Source organism: Streptomyces sp. NPDC001156 (assembly GCF_053598275.1).
Genome location: NZ_JBSFJX010000210.1, coordinates 1 through 13,316, shown reverse-complemented (window position 1 = coordinate 13,316; position 13,316 = coordinate 1). Strand labels below are relative to the sequence as shown.

The following is a 13,316-nucleotide window of genomic DNA, read 5'->3' as shown; positions in this document are numbered from 1 at the left end:
GAGTTCGAACACGTCCACGGGCAGACGGCCGTTGACCTTGGCGTACTTGGCGGCCTGCCGGGTGCGGGCCTTGATGATGCTGGACGGCAGATGCTGCCCGCCAGGGATCGCCGCCCGCACCTGATCCCACTGTGCGGGGGTACGCCTGGTCGGATCGGCCAGCCACGTCGCCAGCACCCCGGCAGTCAGGTCAGCGCGCCACTTCACCGAGCGAAGCGCCCGCCCGGCCTGCTCTTGGGCCATGCGCACGATCCGGTCATTGACCTTCACCCCGGCCGGGGCGGTGACGACCCATCCCAAACGCCGCACCGCCATCCATGCGTTCGACGGCAGACTCCGACCGCCCTCGTCCACACCGGCAGCCAGCACATCAACATCGCCGGTATTCCAGTGTGCGGCCAGCAGGGCGGCAGCCAGGTTGGACACGAGGTCCGCGCACCAGCCGATGCGTTCGGCCAGCACGGCTTGGGGCAGGACTTCGCCCGTCTTCTCGTCCACGCCTGTGCGGAGCAGGGTGCGGGCGCACGCGGTGCGGGAGGTCTCGCCAGCGGCGAGCGGCAGCTTCCGGCTCATCGGTGACTACCGGCCTGGCATTGCCCGGATTCGGCCAGCAGCCGACGCCGGTTCTCAGCCGACCGCATCCCGTACAGACGGCCGGCGAACGTGGTGACCAGCGAAACGAAGTCCTCAAGGAGTTCATCCCGGCCACCGAGCTTCTTCGGGTGCAGCACCTCAAGACTCGCGCCGTACACGGACAGCAGGTGCCTGAGCCAGCCGACACCGAACCGGGCGAGCCGGTCCTCGTGCGTGACCCGCACGACGGTCACCGAGCCGTCAGCAACGGCCCGCAGGAGCCGGCTCAGACCGGGCCGGTCCTCCCGCAGGCCAGAGGCTCGGTCACGGAAGACCTTGACGATCTCCCCGGTGGAGGTGGCCCGCAACTCCTTCTCCTGCGCCTGAAGCGAGGATTCCAGCCCGTGGGAGCCGGAGACGCGCACATACAGGCCCTCCAGGCGGACACGCTCCCCACCGGTGGAGACCTTCATCGCCTCCACATCGATCGAGGAGAACCGGCGCTCACGCCCGACCCAAGTCACCGGAATCTTCCCCGAGTCAGCCCACAGACGAAGCGTCACCGGATGAACACCCAAGCGTTTCGCGGCCTTTGAGAGTCGAAGAAGTTCCACGCAATCACCGTACGATCACTGAGGAACTCTAAGCAAATTGATGAGCCTGCGAATGGCAGGGTCTCGGGAGGACGCCCCCCTGAAGGGGCCACACAGCTCCACGCGGCCCGTGACGATGCGGAACTTTGCCACCATCACGATGCGTCCCCTCGACCGATGGCAAAGCAGCCCTACGCCCGACGCCTTCTCGTGTCGAGGCACAAGAACCGTTGCCCCCCCACTACGGCGGCTCCGAAGGTGAGACTCCTTCCGCGGCCCGACGGTTGTACGCACCGTCGCCTGCGAAGATCGGAGGATGACACCCGAAGTCGACCGCATCTACCCGCACGACCGCCCGGTCGCCGGACGGGTCGAGGAACTCCTCGCCGCCGGTGGCCCGTTGCCGATCGTCGCCGCCGGGCACCCGGTGCTGCGCCGTGGCGCCGAGCCCTTCCACGGGCAGTTGCCGCCCGCGCTCCTCGCCCGCTTCATCGGGGCTCTGCGCGAGACGATGCACGCGGCACCCGGGGTGGGACTCGCCGCGCCACAGGTCGGAGTGCCGCTGCGTATCGCGGTCGTCGAGGATCCGGCGCCCGTGCCCGAGGAGATCCGGCTCGCGCGCGGACGGGTGCCGCAGCCCTTCCGGGTGCTCGTCAACCCGTCGTACGAGGCCGTCGGCACCGAACGTGCGGCTTTCTTCGAGGGCTGCCTGAGCATTCCGGGCTGGCAGGCCGTGGTGGCCCGGCACGCCCGGGTGCGGCTGCGGGCGCTGGACGAGCACGGAGTCGCGGTGGACGAGGAGTTCTCGGGCTGGCCGGCGCGCATCGTCCAGCACGAGACGGACCATCTGGACGGCACGCTCTATCTGGACCGTGCGGAGCCCCGCTCGCTGTCGTCCAACGAGGCGGTGGCGGCGCGGTGGGCGCAGCCGAAGCCCGAACGGGCCGCGGCGGAACTGGGTTTCACCCTGCCCGGCTGAGCCGGCCCACGTCGAGAACGGCGCCCGCGGCCTACTCCATGGGCCGCGGGCGCCTTTCCTCTCAGGGTGTCGGGATGACCCCACCCGCGGCCCTTCGGGCGTTCACCACTCCCTGGGCCGGGTGGTTCCCATCGGCGTCACCCCCGGTACGCCTCCAGCAGGCGGAGCCACACCTCGCTGATCGTCGGGTACGACGGGACCGCATGCCACAGGCGGTCGACCGGCACCTCGCCGGCCACCGCGATGCTCGCGGAGTGGATCAGTTCGCCGACGCCGGGGCCGACGAACGTGACGCCGACCAGGGTCTCGCTGTCCAGGTCGACGATCATGCGGGCGCGCCCGCGGTAGCCGTCGGCGTACAGGCCCGCGCCGGCCACCGACGACAGTTCGACGTCGACGGCGCGGACCCGGCGGCCCGCCTGCTCCGCCTCGGCCAGGGACAGGCCCACGGCGGCCGCCTCCGGGTCGGTGAAGACGACCTGCGGGACCGCCGCGTGGTCGGCGGTCGCGGAATGCGCGCCCCAGGCGTCGGTCTCCAGCAGCGGGACGCCCGCCGCGCGCGCCGCGATGGCCGCACCCGCAATGCGCGCCTGGTACTTGCCCTGGTGGGTGAGGAGCGCACGGTGGTTGACGTCTCCCACCGCGTACAGCCACTCACTGTCCGTCACCCGGAGCGTGTCGTCGACCCGCAGCCAGGAGCCGGGTTCCAGGCCGATGGTTTCCAGGCCGATGTCCTCGGTCCGCGGTGCACGGCCGGTGGCGAACAGGATCTCGTCGGCCTCGAGGCGGTCGCCGGCGTCCGTGACGACCACCAGGGTGTCGCCCTCGCGCCGCACCGACTCCACCGAGGTGCCGGTGCGCACGTCCACACCGGCCTCCGCGAGCGACTGGGCGACCAGTTCGCCGGCGAAGGGTTCCATGCGGGGCAGCAGGCCCTTGCCGCGGACTAGCACGGTCACCTCGGAGCCGAGGGCCTGCCACGCCGTGGCCATCTCGGTGGCGACCACTCCGCCGCCCACGACGATCAGCCGGCCGGGCGCGGCCTTCGCGCTCGTCGCCTCGCGGCTCGTCCAGGGGTTCACCTCGGCGACGCCCGGCAGGTCGGGCAGCAGGGCCCGGCTGCCGGTGCACACGGCGACCGCGTGCCGGGCGGTGAGCACCTTCTGCTCGCCGTCCGGCCCGGTCACCGTGACCGTGCGGGGCCCGGCGAGGCGCCCCTGGCCCCGGTACAGGTCGGCACCGATGCCGTCCAGCCAGGCGACCTGGCCGTCGTCCTTCCAGTTCGAGGTCTCGTAGTCGCGGTAGGCCAGGACCGCGGGCACGTCGAGGGGACCTGCGGCGAGCGGGGCGAGGCCGGGGACGCGGCGGGCGTCGGCGCGGGCGATGACCGGGCGCAGCAGGGCCTTACTGGGCATGCACGCCCAGTACGAGCATTCGCCGCCGACCAGTTCGCTCTCCACGACCGCGGTGGAGAGGCCGGCCGCACGCGTGCGGTCGGCGACGTTCTCCCCCACGGGCCCGGCACCGAGCACCACTACGTCGTAGGCGATGGATTCCGTTTCCGTCATGGGCCCAGTGTGGTTGTTGGTGTGCGCCGTGGCCACATGGGTACGCGCGCGGAATACATGCCCCCGTGTCGCCGTTGTGGACAGCGGCTCAGCCCCGACACCAGGAAGAGGGAAATCGCGATGAGCAGCACTGTGGAGCTCACCAAGGAGAACTTCGACCAGACGGTCCAGGACAACGACTTCGTCCTGATCGACTTCTGGGCGTCCTGGTGCGGGCCGTGCCGTCAGTTCGCCCCCGTCTACGAGAAGGCGGCGACGGACAACCCGGACCTGGTGTTCGGCAAGGTGGACACCGAGGCACAGCCCGAGCTGGCGGCGGCCTTCGGCATCCAGTCGATCCCGACGCTGATGATCGTCCGCGACCGGGTCGCGGTGTTCGCTCAGCCGGGCGCCCTGCCGCAGGCCGCCCTCGACGACGTCATCGGGCAGGCCCGCAAGCTGGACATGGACGAGGTCCGCAAGGCGGTCGCCGCGCAGCAGGCGACCGCCGAGCAGAACGGGGAGTGACTCCTAGAAGGGGTACCTCGCCACCTCACGGCGTACCGTCGTCCAGCGCAGTTCGGTGAAGGCCGCCAGATCGGCCTCGCCGCCGAGGCGGGCGCCGGTACCAGATGCGGCGATGCCACCGAACGGGGCGACCGCCTCTTCGTTGACGGTCTGGTCGTTGATGTGGGCGGTGCCCGTGGGGATGCGCTCGGCCAGTTCGAGGCCGCGCGCGGTGTCCCGGGTGACGATTCCCAGGGAGAGGCCGTAGGGTCCCGCGGACGCGAGGACGACGGCCTCCTCCGGTGTGCGGAAGGGGCGCACCGGCGCGACCGGCCCGAAGACCTCTTCCGTGTAGGCGGGTGTGGAGTCGCCGGCGCCCGCCAGCACCGTCGGCCGGTAGAACAGGCCGCGGTGGGTGCCACCCGCCGCGAGCGTCGCACCGCGGGCCCGGCTCGCCTCGACCAGGCCTTGGACGCGCTCCAGTTGGGTGCGGTCGATGAGGGGACCGAGATGCACCTGTTCGCGGTACGGGTCCCCGACGACGAGGGAGTCGGCGCGGGCCGCGAGCCGCTCGACGTACTCGTCGTACAGCGAGGCGTGAACGAGGTGGCGGCCGGTCGTCATGCAGTTCTGGCCCTGGTGGAAGAACGATCCCCAGGCAGCCGTGGCGATCACGGCGTCGAGGTCGGCGTCCTCCAGGACGATCAGCGCCGAGTTGCCCCCGAGTTCCAGGTGGACGCGCTTCAGATGGCGTCCGGCGGCCTCCGCGACGGCGCGGCCCGATGCGGTCGACCCGGTGAAGGAGACAACAGGGATGCGGGGGTCGGCGACCATTTCCTGGCCCACATCGGGTCCACCGGGAAGCACGTGCAGCAGGTCCTCGGGCAGTCCGGCCTCGGCGAGGACGGCCCCCAGCGACTGGCCGCCGCAGACGGCGGTGCGGGGGTCCGGCTTGAGCACGACGGCGTTGCCCAGCGCGAGTGCCGGTGCGACGGAACGGACGGCGAGGAGCAGCGGGAAGTCGAACGGCGCGATCACGCCCACCACTCCGACAGGGACCCGCCGGGTGTACGACAGCCGGGGCGCCTCGGACGGCAGGACCCGGCCGGTGGGGCGGGACGCCAGCGCCGCTGCCTCATAGCACTCCTGCGCGGCGACGTGCAGCTCGAGGGAGGCCTTGTCCGGGACCGAACCGGACTCGCGGACGATCCAGTCGCGCAATTCTCCGGAGTCCGCGGCGAACAGGTCACCCGCTCTGCGGAGCACGGCGGCGCGGACGAAATGCGGGGCGTCGGCCCAGGACCGCTGGGCCGTACGGGCGAGGCCGGCCACGAACTCGACGTCCTGTTCGGACGCGAGGGTCACGGTGGCGAGCGTGTCACCCGTGGCGGGCTCGGTGACGGCGTACTCGGCGCCGGTCAGCCGGTGGGGCTGCCAGGTCTGGGGGTCGAGCGGCATCACGGCTCTCCCATCGGTCACCGGGCGGGACTGCGGCACCAACGGAGTCCCGTGTCAGGGGCGGCCGGCTCGGGAACCCGGCGCCGGCCCGGCGGGTCCGCCGCCGGTGGCTGCCACCGCGACCGTATGCCACGCGTCGATGGTCAGCTGGATTCCCGGTGCACGACGCGCGCCCCGAGCACCTCGTGCACCTCCGGCACACTCCCAGGATCGCGCACGACCCGGTCTACCAGCTCGGCGAGATGGCGTCCGGACGGCAGTTCGATATGGACCGTGCTCAGCCGGGGCCGCAGCAGCCGCCCCAGCATCAGGTCGTCCGCACCCACCACGGCCGTCTCCCCAGGGATGTCCACGCCCTCGTCCTGCAGCGCGCGCATCAGCAGCATCGCGTACTCGTCGTTGTACGCGAACACGGCGTCCAGGCCCAGCGAACGCCACCGCGCGGCGAGCCTGGCGGCCGCCTCCTCCTCGTAGGCGAGCGACAGCTCGGTGACGGTCGCCCCGGTGCCCCGCAGAGCCCTGCGGACCCCGTCCAGCCGCGCCTTGGAGAAGAACTCGAGACCCGGCTCCCGTGGGACAACCACCCCGACGCGGCGGCGTCCCCCGGCCAGCAGGTGAACCCCTGCGCTGTGGCCGACCCCGCCGTGGTCGAGGAGCAGAGCGTGAGCGCCCTCGACGGGTTCGGGACCGAGGGTGACGACGGCGCGTGCGCCGGAGCGCTTGAGGACGCGCACACCCCGGGGGCCGAGGCCGCCACCGGGCACGATGACGGCGACGGGCCGCAGTTCGGCCCACGCCCTGGCGGCCTCGTCGCCGCCCAGGCCGACGCTGCCGTACTGCACCACCGTGTAGTCGAAACGACTGAGGGCCCACTGCAGTTCGTTGAAGAACTGGCTGTAGAGCGGGCCCACGGGCACGTTCGGGGAGGGCATGAGCACCATCCGGCTGTGCCCGGCGCGCAGGCTGCGGGCGGCGGCGTGCGGAACGTACCCCAGCTCCTCGGCGGCCTCGTGCACACGGCGGCGTGTCGGTTCGCTGATGCGTACGGCGCTGGTGTTGTTCAGGACGTACGAGACGGTGGCCCGGGAGACACCGGCCAGGCGCGCCACATCGGCGCTCGTCGGCGCGGCGGACGGTACGGGTGACGACGGGACGGGCTGTTCCGGTATCTGCACCATGAGGCACGCATCCTTGCAGAACGGCTGCGGGCTACCGCTTCCAGGGGGCGAAACGGGCCACAACATCTGCCCCCGCAAGGGAGGTTGCGCGTTTCCGCCCGAGTGACGCAGTGACAGGTTACCGTTCGGTACACCATGGACTCGCGGAGGTGTCCCGTATGGCTTCCGACCGTACTGACGGGCTGGCCGCAAGCGCCCGCGCGCTCGCCGCGGGCGAGGTGACCTCCCGTGAGCTGGTGGAGCGCGCGCTCGACCGGATCGCGGCGGCACAGTCCTCGGTCAACGCCTTCCGGCTGGTGCGCGGCGAGGCCGCGCTGGCCGAGGCCGAGGCGGCCGACAAGCAACTGGCGGCCGGGGTGCGGCGACCGCTGCTCGGCGTGCCGGTGGCCGTCAAGGACGACATGGACGTGGCGGGCGCGCCGACCGCGTTCGGTTGCCCGGGCGAGTTCCCGCCGATGGCCGAGGACAGCGAGGCGGTACGGCGGCTGCGGTCGGCCGGGGCCGTGATCGTCGGCAAGACCAACACCTGTGAGCTGGGGCAGTGGCCCTTCACTGAGGGGCCGGCCTTCGGCGCCACCCGCAATCCCTGGCACCTCGGCCATACCCCGGGCGGTTCCTCCGGCGGTTCCGCGGCGGCGGTGTCGGCCGGCCTGGTGCCGGCGGCGCTGGGTTCGGACGGCGCCGGGTCGATCCGCATCCCGGCCGCCTGGACGCATCTGGTCGGCATCAAGCCGCAGCGCGGCCGGATCTCGACCTGGCCCCGCCCCGAGTCGTTCCACGGCATCACGGTCAACGGCACACTCGCCCGTACGGTCGCGGACGCGGCATTGCTCCTGGACGCGGCGAGCGGCAACCACGACGGCGATCTGCACCGCCCGCACGCGCTCGATGTCTGGGCCGCGGTGGGGCGCGACCCGGGCCGGCTGCGCATCGCGCTCTCGCTGAAGCCGCCCTTCACCGCGCTGCCCACCCAACTCGACCCCCGCGTCCGGGAACGGGTCCGCGCGCTCGCCGAGCGCCTCGCAGCGCTGGGACACGTGGTCGAGGAGGCGGAGCCGCGCTACGGACAGATCGGGCTCGCCTTCGTGCCGCGTGCGACAGCGGGCATCGCCGAGCGGGTGCGGGACCTGCCGCACCCGGATCTGCTCGACCGGCGCACGCGGGACGCCGCCCGCCTGGGCAGGCTGCTCGGCGGGGCGCCGCTGCGCGTGGCACGCCGGGCGGAGGCGCCGCTGCACCGGCGTGTGGGGGCGCTCTTCGCCACCTACGACGTCATCCTCGCGCCGACGACAGCCGCTCCCCCGCCGCGTATCGGAACGCTCGCCCAGATGAACGGCTGGAACACCGACCGCGCGATGATCGCGGCCTGCCCGTACGCCTGGCCGTGGAACGTGCTGGGCTGGCCCGGCGTGAACGTGCCGGCGGGCTTCGTCGACGAAGGGCTGCCGGTAGGCGCCCAACTGCTCGGCCCGGCCGACAGCGAGCCGCTACTGGTGTCCCTGGCGGCCCAGTTGGAGGCGGACCTCGCATGGCACGAGGCGTGGCCGCCGTCCGAAGGCGCCCCGAACGCGCGGGCGGCGTAAGGAGCGTTCGGGCCGTACGCTGTGGCCATGGACGATGCGTCGATGGTGGGCTTGATGGGGCGGGTCACCGGTACCGTCGGTCCCGGGCTGGTCGGCGAGGTGATCGTCCGTGTGCGCGGCGGCGCCGAACACTTTCTCGCGTATCCCGCCGACGGGCGGGGCCGTCTCGAACCGGGCACGGTGGTGATGGTGGTGGACTACCTCCCGCCGCGGACCGTCTACGTCGAAGCCGCGTACGGCAGTTGAGCCCGTACGACCGCAACTGGAGCGGCGTGCCTGTCAAGAATGTGACAAGGATCCGTCAGCGTCTTCATTACGGTCTTGCTCAGGCGCACACTCCGTTCGTTCGGTGCCGAAACCCGGCACCAGGCAAAGGGGGCGTTTGCCGATGGTCATCGGCGTCGTCGCGGGGGCTGCCGTCCTCGTGCTGGTCTTCATCGTTGTGGTCTTCAGGCTCATGTGGCGTGTCGCGGAGCCCAACGAAGCGTTGATCATTTCCGGTTCGAAGCATCGGACCGAGGGTCTCGAGGAAGGCATGGGCTTTCGCATCGTCACGGGGCGCGGCACGCTGGTGCTGCCGGGTGTGCAGGCGGTGCGCAAGCTCTCCCTCGACCTCAACGAGACCGAACTGCACGTGGATTGCGTGACGCACCAGGGCATTCCGCTGAAGGTGCGGGGCGTGGTCATCTTCAAGGTCGGCGACGACTTCGTGTCGGTCGCCAACGCGGCGCGGCGCTTCCTCGATCAGCAGAAGCTGATGTCGGAGCGGGTGCACAACGTGTTCGCCGGTCATCTGCGGTCCATCGTGGGCGGGTTGACGGTCGAGGACATGATCCGCGACCGGGAGAAGCTCACCGGGCAGACCCGGGCCGCCTGCGGCACGGAGATGGAGAAGCTCGGTCTGATCGTCGACTCGCTGCAGATCCATGAGATCGAGGACCCGACCGGCTACATCCAGAACCTCGCCATGCCGCACGCCGCGGCCGTGCAGCGGGACGCGCGCATCGCGCAGGCGGAGGCGAACCGGCTCGCCACCGAGGCGGAGCAGCAGTCCTACGCGCGGATGGCGGAGGCGACCCGGGACAGCGAGATCCTGCAGGCCGGTTACCAGGCCGAGCGCGACAAGGCGGCCGCCAAGGCACGGCAGGCCGGTCCGCTCGCCGACGCCGGGGCCCGGCAGGAGGTCGTGGTGCAGGAGACCCGGGTGGCCGAGCTGGAGGCGCAACGGCGCGAACAGCAGCTCCAGGCGGACGTGCGCAAGCCGGCGGACGCGAAGGCGTACGAGAAGCGCACGCTGGCGGAGGCCGAGCGTGACGCACGGATCTCGGCGGCGCAGGCCAAGGCGAAGGAGACCGAGCTGGCGGCGGCCGCCGAGGCGACCCGGGTCAAGACGGCCGCAGGCGCGGAGGCCGAGGCCACCAAGACGCGGGGTGCGGCCACGGCGTCGGCGACCCGTGCCACCGGTGAGGCGGAGGCGGCCGCCGCGCAGGCCAAGGGTCTGGCGGAGGCCGAGGCCACGAAGGCCCAGGGTCTCGCGGAGGCGGAGGCCATCAAGGCACGTGCCGCTGCCCTCGCGGAGAACCAGGAAGCCGTCGTGGCGCAGCAACTCGCCGAGAACTGGCCGGAGATCGTGCGGGCGGGCGCGTCCGCCTTCGGCAATGTCGACAACATGGTGCTGCTCAACGGCGCCGACGGCATGGCCGAGATGTTCGCCAAGGCGCTGACCATGGGCGGCACCGGTCTGGGCCTCGCGCGTCAGCTGCTGTCCTCCATGAACGGCAACGGGGCGCCGGCGGGCGGATCGGCGGGCCTCAACGGGGCGGTGGCGCCGCGCCCGGAGAAGGTCGTGGTCGAGAAGAACGAGGGCTAGATCACCTGGCGTCACAGCCGCTGAGGCGGTGAGACTTCGGGCGTACGGGAGTCGGCTTCCCGTACGCCCGAAGCGCTTTCCGGTCCGCGCGGAACTCAGCCGGCCCCGTGGGAGTCCAGTGCGGCGACGGAGCGGCGCACGGTCTCGGCATGCCCGTACAGGCCGGGCAGTCCGCCGGTGTGCAGGAACACGGTGCGCCGGCCCGCACGGATGTCACCGTCCTTGACGGCCGCGATCAGTCCCGCCATGGCGCGACCGCTGTAGACGGGGTCCAGGACGATGCCCTCGGTGGTCGCCGCCGTCCGCATCGCCTGCAGGACGGGTTCGTGCAGGACTCCGTAGCCGGCGCCCACCTGATCGGTGCGGATGCGCAGGGACTCCGCCGTCACGGTGCGGCCGGTGACGGCAGTCGCGAGGCCGGCCACGGTGGCGGACGGATCGGGGACCGCACCGCAGTGCACGCCGAGGACGCGCTCCTCCCCCAGGGCGCCGATCAGCCCGGCCATCGTGCCGCCGGAGCCCAGTGCCACCACGACCTGGGCGAGGTCGGGCAGTTGGGCCCTCAGTTCCTCGCCGCCGTCGACGTAGCCCCGCGCTCCGAGGGGACTCGAGCCGCCGAACGGGATCAGATACGGGCGGGCTCCCTCGCGGCGCAGCCGCAGGCAGAGCTCGTCGGCGGCCTCGGCGAGACCACCGGGAGCGCCGTCCCCGGCCCAGTGGACTTTCGCCCCGAAGAGGCTGTCGAGCACGAGGTTCCCGGAGCCGCCCTCTGCGCTGTCGGTCGTACCGGACAGGACCAGCACGACATCGAGTCCGAGACGGGCCCCGGCGGCCGCGGTCAGACGGGCGTGGTTGCTCTGCGGGGCACCCGTGGTGACCAGTGTGTCCGCGCCCTCGGCGAGGGCGGCGGCGAGCAGCCGCTCCAGCTTGCGGACCTTGTTGCCGCCGCCGCCCAGGCCGATGAGGTCGTCCCGCTTGATCCACAGGTCGTCCTCGGCCAGCCCCAGCGCCGCCGCCAGCCGAGGCGCCGGCTCCAGTGGCGTGGGCCAGGTGGACAGGGCGATCTTGTCGTTCATGGAGACTCCAAGGAAAGGGCGCCGACCGGGTCCCGACCGGTGGCGCCGCAACGCGTCAGAAGACCTGTGTGTAGCAGCCAAGGGTCCCGTGATCGGGGTGCCGACGGTCACCCTCGACGGTGAACGCGATCCGTTCACCCCCGGCGGGGACGGTGCGATGTACCGAGACAAGTTCTCGGGCCCCTACGCACATCGGACCCTGAAGGGGATCGGCCACAACGTGCCCCAGGAGGCCCCGCAGGCGTTCGCCGAAGCGGTGGTCGAGGCCGACACCCTGCGGCGCGGTTGACCCGCGAGCCGCCCGGCGCAACGGCCGGTCCACCGGCGGCAGGACGATCCCCTCTGCCGCCCGGCGAGCCGGCCTCCTGCCACCCCTGTCCGATGCGCGAGCGCCAGGACCCACGTCAATGTGCGGCAGAAGCCCGTACCTGCTTCTTGCGCGCACGGTAGGCCTGAGCCTTGAGCTTGTTCCCGCACGACTCCATGCCGCACCAGTGCCGGCGCATGCCGCGCGAGCGGTCGATGTAGACGCGCGTGCACTCCGGATTGCCGCACTCCTTCATCAGCGGCACGTCCGGTCCGCTCAGCAGTTCGACGGCGTGGCGCGCCACAGTGGACAGCGCTTCTTCGGGAGTCGCGTCGGTCCAGCGTCCGGACGGGGTGAGCTGGGGCGTGGCGGGCGGCTTGCGGGCTGCGCCGTTCACCACCGCCAGTGCCGCGCGATCGTACTCCTCGCCCGCGACCCTGGCGGAGACCAACTCGTAGATCGCCTCACGGACCTCGATCGCCCGCTCGACGTCGGACTCACGGCTGGGAGTGACGGCATCCAGGATCCCGGACTCGACGTACCACGCGTCCAGGCGGTCCGGCGACACCAGCATCTCGAACCGCACCGTCCGGCGCGCGCGGAGCGTCGCGGCGAAGTCGAGCGCGGGACTCCCGCACGGAAAAGCGTGCTCCAGTTTCACAACACCATTCTGACAGGTGACGCAGACAACCACAACCGCCCGTCACCTATCAGACAAGTGATGCACCCTCGCGAGTGACGCCGGGCGCGGTGGCACCCAGCAGGGCCAGGCAGTTCGCCCACAGGGCATCGAGGCGGCGCGTGTCGTTGTAGAGCTTGGCGAAGAGCACCTGACCTTCGAGCTGGGCGACCACGGACCGGGCGGCCTCGTGACTGTCCGGGACGGTGACCTCGCCGCGCTCGCCGGCCTCCTCGACGACCACCTCGACCAACTCGACCTGCGCCTCGAAGATCTGCTGCAGCCGTGCGCGGATGGCCTCGGTCTGGTTGCTCATCTCCAGCGTCAGATTCCCGAACAGGCAGCCCGAGACGGTTCCACAGCTCTGCTGTCCGGCGCGCTGCTCCGCCTCGGTCGCCTCGAACAGCCGCCGCAGGCGCTCCAGAGGCGGCCTCTCGCCATCCAGGATGCCGGTCCAGGCGTCGCGCTGGCCAGCCCAGTGCTCGTCGAGAACCGTGAGCGCCAACTCCTCCTTGGAGTCGAAGAAGTAGTAGAAGCTGCCCTTCGGCACACCCGCCGCCTTGCAGATCTCAGCCACCCCCAGCGCGGAATAGCCGCGCTGCTCGATGAGCGACTGCGCGGCGGCGAGGATCCTCTCCCTGGCATCACTGCTGCGTCCCATGTTGCAAGTCTACGACCGGTCGACTACGTTTTTACTAGACCGGTCGCCTATACCTTCCTCAGTACATCAGGAGACCGACACCATGACGGATCGCATGACCGACACCAGCAGCGATCCCGTACGCGAGATCCTCGAGCACTGGAAGGCCGCCTTCGACGGACACCAGGTCGAGACGATGGCTGGCCTGTTCACCAAATGCCTCCGAGGACACCCCGGCCTTCAGGCCGGGGAGGAATCGGACCCCTGCGGAGCAGGGCAGGAAACGGGGTTTCGCCCCCAGGGCGAAAGACCGCCCACATGATCGG

The 13,316-nt window shown here is 71.4% G+C and carries 13 protein-coding genes and 2 pseudogenes; 7 read left to right on the top strand and 8 right to left on the bottom strand.

All coding sequences use genetic code 11. From position 1 onward, the window contains the following. Together ACWDA7_RS43355 and ACWDA7_RS43350 are read right to left on the bottom strand one after the other, a co-directional pair. Positions 1-498: pseudogene (locus tag ACWDA7_RS43355) on the bottom strand (zinc ribbon domain-containing protein); the annotation flags it as partial. A gap of 71 nt (positions 499-569) precedes the next feature. Beyond that, positions 570-1,187, bottom strand: a complete 618-nt coding sequence (locus tag ACWDA7_RS43350) for an IS607 family transposase (RefSeq protein ID WP_450612439.1) — start codon at positions 1,185-1,187, stop codon at positions 570-572. A 295-nt stretch (positions 1,188-1,482) separates the two neighbouring features. Here ACWDA7_RS43350 and ACWDA7_RS43345 point away from each other — a divergent pair, with 295 nt between their 5' ends. Continuing rightward, entirely contained in the window at positions 1,483-2,145 is a 663-nt protein-coding gene (locus tag ACWDA7_RS43345) for a peptide deformylase (protein ID WP_450612437.1), read from the top strand. A gap of 137 nt (positions 2,146-2,282) precedes the next feature. Here ACWDA7_RS43345 and ACWDA7_RS43340 read toward each other — a convergent pair whose 3' ends face one another. Beyond that, on the bottom strand, positions 2,283-3,713 hold the full coding sequence (locus ACWDA7_RS43340) for a dihydrolipoyl dehydrogenase family protein (protein ID WP_450612435.1): 1,431 nt from the start codon (positions 3,711-3,713) through the stop codon (positions 2,283-2,285). Positions 3,714-3,833: 120 nt separating this feature from the next. Here ACWDA7_RS43340 and trxA point away from each other — a divergent pair, with 120 nt between their 5' ends. Continuing rightward, positions 3,834-4,220 (top strand): thioredoxin, encoded by a 387-nt coding sequence (trxA, locus tag ACWDA7_RS43335; RefSeq protein ID WP_450612433.1) that lies wholly within the window; start codon positions 3,834-3,836, stop codon positions 4,218-4,220. Positions 4,221-4,223: 3 nt separating this feature from the next. Here the strand turns inward: trxA and ACWDA7_RS43330 are convergent, their stop codons facing one another. Next, positions 4,224-5,657 (bottom strand): aldehyde dehydrogenase family protein, encoded by a 1,434-nt coding sequence (locus tag ACWDA7_RS43330; protein WP_450612431.1) that lies wholly within the window; start codon positions 5,655-5,657, stop codon positions 4,224-4,226. A gap of 143 nt (positions 5,658-5,800) precedes the next feature. Next, complete coding sequence (locus ACWDA7_RS43325; RefSeq protein ID WP_450612429.1) at positions 5,801-6,835, bottom strand: LacI family DNA-binding transcriptional regulator; 1,035 nt, start codon at positions 6,833-6,835, stop codon at positions 5,801-5,803. Between the two features lie 158 nt (positions 6,836-6,993). Here ACWDA7_RS43325 and ACWDA7_RS43320 point away from each other — a divergent pair, with 158 nt between their 5' ends. The 3 genes from ACWDA7_RS43320 to ACWDA7_RS43310 all read left to right on the top strand — a co-directional run bounded on the left by ACWDA7_RS43320 (position 6,994) and on the right by ACWDA7_RS43310 (position 10,288). Next, a complete protein-coding gene (locus ACWDA7_RS43320) occupies positions 6,994-8,418 on the top strand; it encodes an amidase (protein WP_450612427.1) in 1,425 nt (474 codons plus the stop codon). A gap of 27 nt (positions 8,419-8,445) precedes the next feature. After that, positions 8,446-8,664 (top strand): hypothetical protein, encoded by a 219-nt coding sequence (locus tag ACWDA7_RS43315; protein WP_359396036.1) that lies wholly within the window; start codon positions 8,446-8,448, stop codon positions 8,662-8,664. Between the two features lie 142 nt (positions 8,665-8,806). Continuing rightward, on the top strand, positions 8,807-10,288 hold the full coding sequence (locus tag ACWDA7_RS43310; protein WP_450612425.1) for an SPFH domain-containing protein: 1,482 nt from the start codon (positions 8,807-8,809) through the stop codon (positions 10,286-10,288). Between the two features lie 95 nt (positions 10,289-10,383). On the opposite strand, the gene ACWDA7_RS43305 is transcribed toward ACWDA7_RS43310, so the two are convergent. Beyond that, positions 10,384-11,364, bottom strand: a complete 981-nt coding sequence (locus ACWDA7_RS43305; protein WP_450612423.1) for a D-cysteine desulfhydrase family protein — start codon at positions 11,362-11,364, stop codon at positions 10,384-10,386. A gap of 76 nt (positions 11,365-11,440) precedes the next feature. Here ACWDA7_RS43305 and ACWDA7_RS43300 point away from each other — a divergent pair. Then, a pseudogene (locus ACWDA7_RS43300) lies at positions 11,441-11,653 on the top strand (alpha/beta fold hydrolase); the annotation flags it as partial. Between the two features lie 115 nt (positions 11,654-11,768). Here the strand turns inward: ACWDA7_RS43300 and ACWDA7_RS43295 are convergent. After that, on the bottom strand, positions 11,769-12,332 hold the full coding sequence (locus tag ACWDA7_RS43295; protein WP_450612421.1) for a CGNR zinc finger domain-containing protein: 564 nt from the start codon (positions 12,330-12,332) through the stop codon (positions 11,769-11,771). A 49-nt stretch (positions 12,333-12,381) separates the two neighbouring features. After that, entirely contained in the window at positions 12,382-13,011 is a 630-nt protein-coding gene (locus ACWDA7_RS43290; RefSeq protein WP_450612419.1) for a TetR/AcrR family transcriptional regulator, read from the bottom strand. 82 nt (positions 13,012-13,093) lie between these two features. Here ACWDA7_RS43290 and ACWDA7_RS43285 point away from each other — a divergent pair, with 82 nt between their 5' ends. Further along, entirely contained in the window at positions 13,094-13,312 is a 219-nt protein-coding gene (locus ACWDA7_RS43285; RefSeq protein ID WP_450612417.1) for a hypothetical protein, read from the top strand. Positions 13,313-13,316: the final 4 nt, after the last annotated feature.

Coding starts and splice junctions, on each gene's coding strand:
- ACWDA7_RS43345 (WP_450612437.1), top strand. CDS start 1,483: ATGACACCCGAAGTCGACCGCATCTACCCGCACGACCGCCCGGTCGCC.
- ACWDA7_RS43340 (WP_450612435.1), bottom strand. CDS start 3,713: ATGACGGAAACGGAATCCATCGCCTACGACGTAGTGGTGCTCGGTGCC.
- trxA (WP_450612433.1), top strand. CDS start 3,834: ATGAGCAGCACTGTGGAGCTCACCAAGGAGAACTTCGACCAGACGGTC.
- ACWDA7_RS43330 (WP_450612431.1), bottom strand. CDS start 5,657: ATGCCGCTCGACCCCCAGACCTGGCAGCCCCACCGGCTGACCGGCGCC.
- ACWDA7_RS43325 (WP_450612429.1), bottom strand. CDS start 6,835: ATGGTGCAGATACCGGAACAGCCCGTCCCGTCGTCACCCGTACCGTCC.
- ACWDA7_RS43320 (WP_450612427.1), top strand. CDS start 6,994: ATGGCTTCCGACCGTACTGACGGGCTGGCCGCAAGCGCCCGCGCGCTC.
- ACWDA7_RS43315 (WP_359396036.1), top strand. CDS start 8,446: ATGGACGATGCGTCGATGGTGGGCTTGATGGGGCGGGTCACCGGTACC.
- ACWDA7_RS43310 (WP_450612425.1), top strand. CDS start 8,807: ATGGTCATCGGCGTCGTCGCGGGGGCTGCCGTCCTCGTGCTGGTCTTC.
- ACWDA7_RS43305 (WP_450612423.1), bottom strand. CDS start 11,364: ATGAACGACAAGATCGCCCTGTCCACCTGGCCCACGCCACTGGAGCCG.
- ACWDA7_RS43290 (WP_450612419.1), bottom strand. CDS start 13,011: ATGGGACGCAGCAGTGATGCCAGGGAGAGGATCCTCGCCGCCGCGCAG.
- ACWDA7_RS43285 (WP_450612417.1), top strand. CDS start 13,094: ATGACGGATCGCATGACCGACACCAGCAGCGATCCCGTACGCGAGATC.